Source organism: Streptomyces sp. 13-12-16, from assembly GCF_002114215.1.
GTDB lineage: Bacteria > Actinomycetota > Actinomycetes > Streptomycetales > Streptomycetaceae > Streptomyces.
The window spans coordinates 1-3,889 of the sequence record NZ_NCTE01000155.1 but is presented as its reverse complement, the minus strand read 5'-3'; the positions used below and the strand labels follow the sequence as shown (position 1 = coordinate 3,889).

At 75.6% G+C, this 3,889-nt stretch carries 3 protein-coding genes; all 3 read right to left on the bottom strand.

The genetic code is table 11. The features are described 5' to 3' along the window. Positions 1 to 776: 776 nt before the first annotated feature. The 3 genes from B7767_RS07265 to B7767_RS07255 all read right to left on the bottom strand — a co-directional run bounded on the left by B7767_RS07265 (position 777) and on the right by B7767_RS07255 (position 3,748). Entirely contained in the window at positions 777 to 1,910 is a 1,134-nt protein-coding gene (locus B7767_RS07265) for a hypothetical protein (RefSeq protein WP_085571425.1), read from the bottom strand. Beyond that, positions 1,907 to 2,320, bottom strand: a complete 414-nt coding sequence (locus B7767_RS07260) for a hypothetical protein (protein ID WP_143652259.1) — start codon at positions 2,318 to 2,320, stop codon at positions 1,907 to 1,909. Before B7767_RS07260 ends, B7767_RS07265 begins: the two co-directional genes overlap by 4 nt. A 195-nt stretch (positions 2,321 to 2,515) precedes the next feature. After that, positions 2,516 to 3,748, bottom strand: coding sequence for a hypothetical protein (locus B7767_RS07255; RefSeq protein ID WP_085571423.1), 1,233 nt, complete (start codon positions 3,746 to 3,748; stop codon positions 2,516 to 2,518). Positions 3,749 to 3,889: the final 141 nt, after the last annotated feature.

Below are 3,889 nucleotides of genomic sequence, written 5' to 3'. Positions count from 1 at the left end.
GGGGCCCCGCCGCTTTCGTCCCCGTATCGGATCCTTCTGCTGTCGCCGGGCCCGCTTCCTGCGCCATGAACGAGATCGCTCCCCGCTGCCGACTACATGGGAGTAACTCGTTCCGCCTTTCCGGAAACCGCGGACGCATGCCTCTTCCGCCCTGGACCACCGGACCGGTGGAACGGGAATCACGCATGTGGACCACGCCGGATCGCCCCCGCCGTCCCGCGCGCGGGCGCCGCCCCGGGGGAAGCCGACGGCACGGGCGAGCGGACCCGGGGCCGCGGCCGGGGACCATGAGGAGGCGCCGGTCCACGGCCGTCGTCACCGCGGTGACGACGCCCCCGGCAGTCGTCCGTGGCCCCTCGCCCCCGGTGCGCGAGCAGGTGGGACGGGGCCGTTCCCCCGGGTTCCCGGCGTGCCGGGTTCCGGCCCCGGAACGGTGCGCACCGCCCCGTCACGGGCGGCCGGGGGCGCGGTACTCCCGCCCGGCGGCGCGCCACCGGGCGGGGTCGAGGACGTGGCGTCCGTCGACGGCGCGGCGGTGGTTCACGACGGCGCCCAGGTGAGAGGGGGCGCCATGTCGTCACGTCGGGGCCGGTGGGCGCGTGCTGACGTTCCTCAGGGGTGTGATGTCGGGTTCCTCGCGGACCGCGGTGCGGGAGCCGCGTACCGGGTGCGCGCGAGGGTCTTCACAACTTCTCCTCGCATGAGGAGCTTGATGATTCAACTTGATTTGATCGAAAGGGAACCCTCTTTGCCCTTTCGAGACCTGGGGGTCGCCGTCAGGCGCGGTGCGGGGGTCGGGCGAGGTCGCGTTCCCGGCTCCAGTGGGCCAGGGCGCGTTCCGTTCCGGGAAGGGCCCGGTGGCCGGGTGACCGCGCGCGGAGGGCGTCGACCAGGGCGGACAGCAGGGTCGCGGCCTGCCCGGGGGACCCGGCGGCGCCGGTCACGGCGGCGTGGTTGCGGCGGGCGTCGACGGTGAAGTCGTCGAGCGGGCCCAGGAGTTCGGTCGAGTCCTGGACCAGGTCGGCCAGGACGTGGACCAGTTGCGGCAGCCTCGCCGGGTCGGGCACCGGGGTGTCGGGCGACGGCTCGGTGAGTTTCCTGAGCCGTTGGGCGAAGGCGCCCCGGGCCCGCAGTCCCGCCGGTGTCCGCCGGGTGCCGTGGGCCGGGTTGCCCGCCAGCGCGATGTGGCCCGAGCCGTCGACGGTCTGCTGGTGGGGCGCGGGGTACCCGGTGGGGAAGAGACCGGTCGGCGGTGCGGGGGTGGTCGGCAGGACCACCGCCAGCCGGTCGTGGAGGTCGAGGAGGCCGAGGTCGCGGGGCCCGTCGGGGATGCCCTCGTCGAGGATCCGGAGCAGTTCCCCGGTGAAGCCGGTGAGTGTTCCCCCGGGCGGGAACAGCGCCTTCTGGGTGCGGCCGCACGCGGTGAGCAGGTGGACGCCGTGACCGTCCGGGCCGAGGGCGCGGCCGGAGAAGCAGCAGTCGAGGATCGCGACCTTGTGCCTCGCCGGCGACTCCCGCATCAGACCGGCGACTTCGGCGAACGGCAGGGACGGGCTCGGATCGCCCCCGCCGCCGGACTGGGCGGAGGGGGTGAGCGCCAGGCAGAGACGGTCGTCCCGGCCGAGCAGTCCGTGGCCGCAGTAGAAGAAGAGCAGCAGGTCGAGACCGGGTTCCCGGGCCATACGGCGCAGGGGGTCCAGCACCTGACGGGCGTCGGCGGGCTCCGCGACCACCGTGGTCCGCCGCGCGTCGAGCACCCCCCGGTCGCCGCTGAGGGCGGCCCCGAGCGCCCGGGCCGAGGTCACGGCCTGGGGCATGAGGGGCAGGGGACTGGGGCGGACGTGCCGCCCCGTGCCGACGAGCAGCGCGCACGCGGCGTCGGGGGCGGGACGCCACGTGGCCCAGGTCATTCATCCGCTCCGGGCGGAGCGGCGACGAACCCGGCCAGCTGGGCCATGACCGCGGGCAGTTGGTCCTCGTCGTCGACCGCGCCACTGACCCGGGTGCCGTCCGGCCGTACGACCTCGAACTCGATCCGCCGGTGGGCCGCCCGCCGTTGCTGAAGCCAGAGGAAGAACGCGTTGGTGGCCGCGGCGATCACCGCGGCGGAGGCGTTGACGATGTCCACGGCGACGGCGACGTCGCCCTGTTCGCCGGGTGCGGGCGGCGCGGTGCGCAGAACCGCCGCGCCGCCCAGCTGGTCCGTGGCGTTGATCCACTCCGCCAGGTCCCGGTTCAGGGAGTCCACTTGGTCCTGGGACCCCGGAAAGGTGAACGTCAGAGCGTTCTCCGCCGCCTGGGACGCGGGTGTGTCGGGCATGTTCGATGACTCCTGTTCGTCGGTCGCGCCGGTCACGCCGGACGTTTGGTCGGTCGGCTGTGTCGGACGGTCGTGTCGGCCGGTCGTGCCGGTCACGTCGGCCGGTCGGCCGGTCGTGTCGGTCGGTCGGGCGATCGCGTCGGTCGTGTCGGTCGGACGGCCGTTCCGGGCGGCCGCGGGACCGGAGTGCGGCGGTCAGTCACCGGGACCGAAGTCGGCCCAGCCGGTGTCGTCGCCGCCGGCGCCGGTGGTGGGTGCTCCGTGGCGGGCGGTGTCCGGCACCCGCCGCCTCAGCGCGAAGAGTCCGGGCTCACCGGGCTCGTCGTGGGGCAGGCGGAGGACGGCGGCCGCCTCGTCGGCGTCCACGAGGTCGGCGAGGGCCGCCACCGTGCCCGGATCGCTCAGCCAGAGCCGCCCCGCGGGCACGGCCCGCAGGAACGCGGGGACCTCCTGCCAGTAGGCCTCACGCTGCCAGTCCCGGTTGACGCCCAGCAGGTTGCCGCAGGCCACCCGGTGGTCCTCCCGGTCCTGCGGGCGGACGACGACCGCCCCGGAGCTCGTCGGCGCCAGGGTGTGGCCGATGAGGCCGGTCAGGACGTCGGACACCGGGGCGTCCCCCTCGACGGCGACCGAGATGCGCGCCCGGTGCAGCCGCCCGGCGTAACGCCGGGCGGCCTCCTCGTACAGGCCGTGCGCCACCCGGGCGAAGGGGTCGCCCGGCACGGGGGTCCCGTAGATGGGGTCGGGCGGTCCCGGCACCGCGAGCGTCCCGAACGCCTGCGCCCTCATCGTCAGGCCCTCGGCGAGTCCGGCGGGGGCGGGGCACGGTTCGAGACACACGCTGACCACCGTCCGCCGCGGCTCCGCGGCCAGCTGGGTCCACACCCGGTCCCAGGAAGGGTCGGGGGCGTCGAACCGGGAGACCGCGGTCGCGATGCGTTCCGCTCCCCAGAGCCGGGTCAGGGTCCGGCAGGTGATGCGCTTGCGGATCTCGGCGATCGCGCCGGGCGCCGGTACGAACGGGGCGAGCAGACGCTCGATCTCCGCGGTGTCCTCGATCCGGGTCCCCGCCACGTGGGCCGGGAACCGTGCCAGGGCGGGAAGCCCGTCCCGCGCGGCCCGGACCGCGGCCGCCGCGTCGGCGCCGTACCACTGGGCGATGAGAACGGTGTCGATCCGCCCGCTCGCCGGGTCGCTGATGAAGCGCAGGTCCCAGCGGGCGGTGGTGCGGTCCGTCCACAGGGACGCGAGCCAGGTCCGCTCGGCGGCGACCCGGTCCGCCCTGCGCCGGGCTTCGGAGAACTCCGGGTACAGGCCCCCGGGCAGCGGGACGGGACTCAGCGAGAAGGCGGCGTGGGCCCAGTGCTCCCCGCCGGGGGCACCGCGCAGCAGGATGCCCCGCGCGGCCTCCGGAGCGGCTTCGGCCATCCGTGCTTCCCTCCCTGGTCGCGCCGGTTTCCCGGCCCCTCCCACTGCCCCGGTGACCGGTGCGCCGGCCCGCGCCCCGCGTGGCGGTGCGGGCCGGTGCACCGGGACGCCTCAGGTGCCGGGCCGCGCACCGCCCGCCGG

What these genes read in the sequence shown, in the direction of transcription:
- B7767_RS07265 (WP_085571425.1), bottom strand. Translation starts at nt 1,910, where the DNA reads ATGACCTGGGCCACGTGGCGTCCCGCCCCCGACGCCGCGTGCGCGCTG.
- B7767_RS07260 (WP_143652259.1), bottom strand. Translation starts at nt 2,320, where the DNA reads ATGCCCGACACACCCGCGTCCCAGGCGGCGGAGAACGCTCTGACGTTC.
- B7767_RS07255 (WP_085571423.1), bottom strand. Translation starts at nt 3,748, where the DNA reads ATGGCCGAAGCCGCTCCGGAGGCCGCGCGGGGCATCCTGCTGCGCGGT.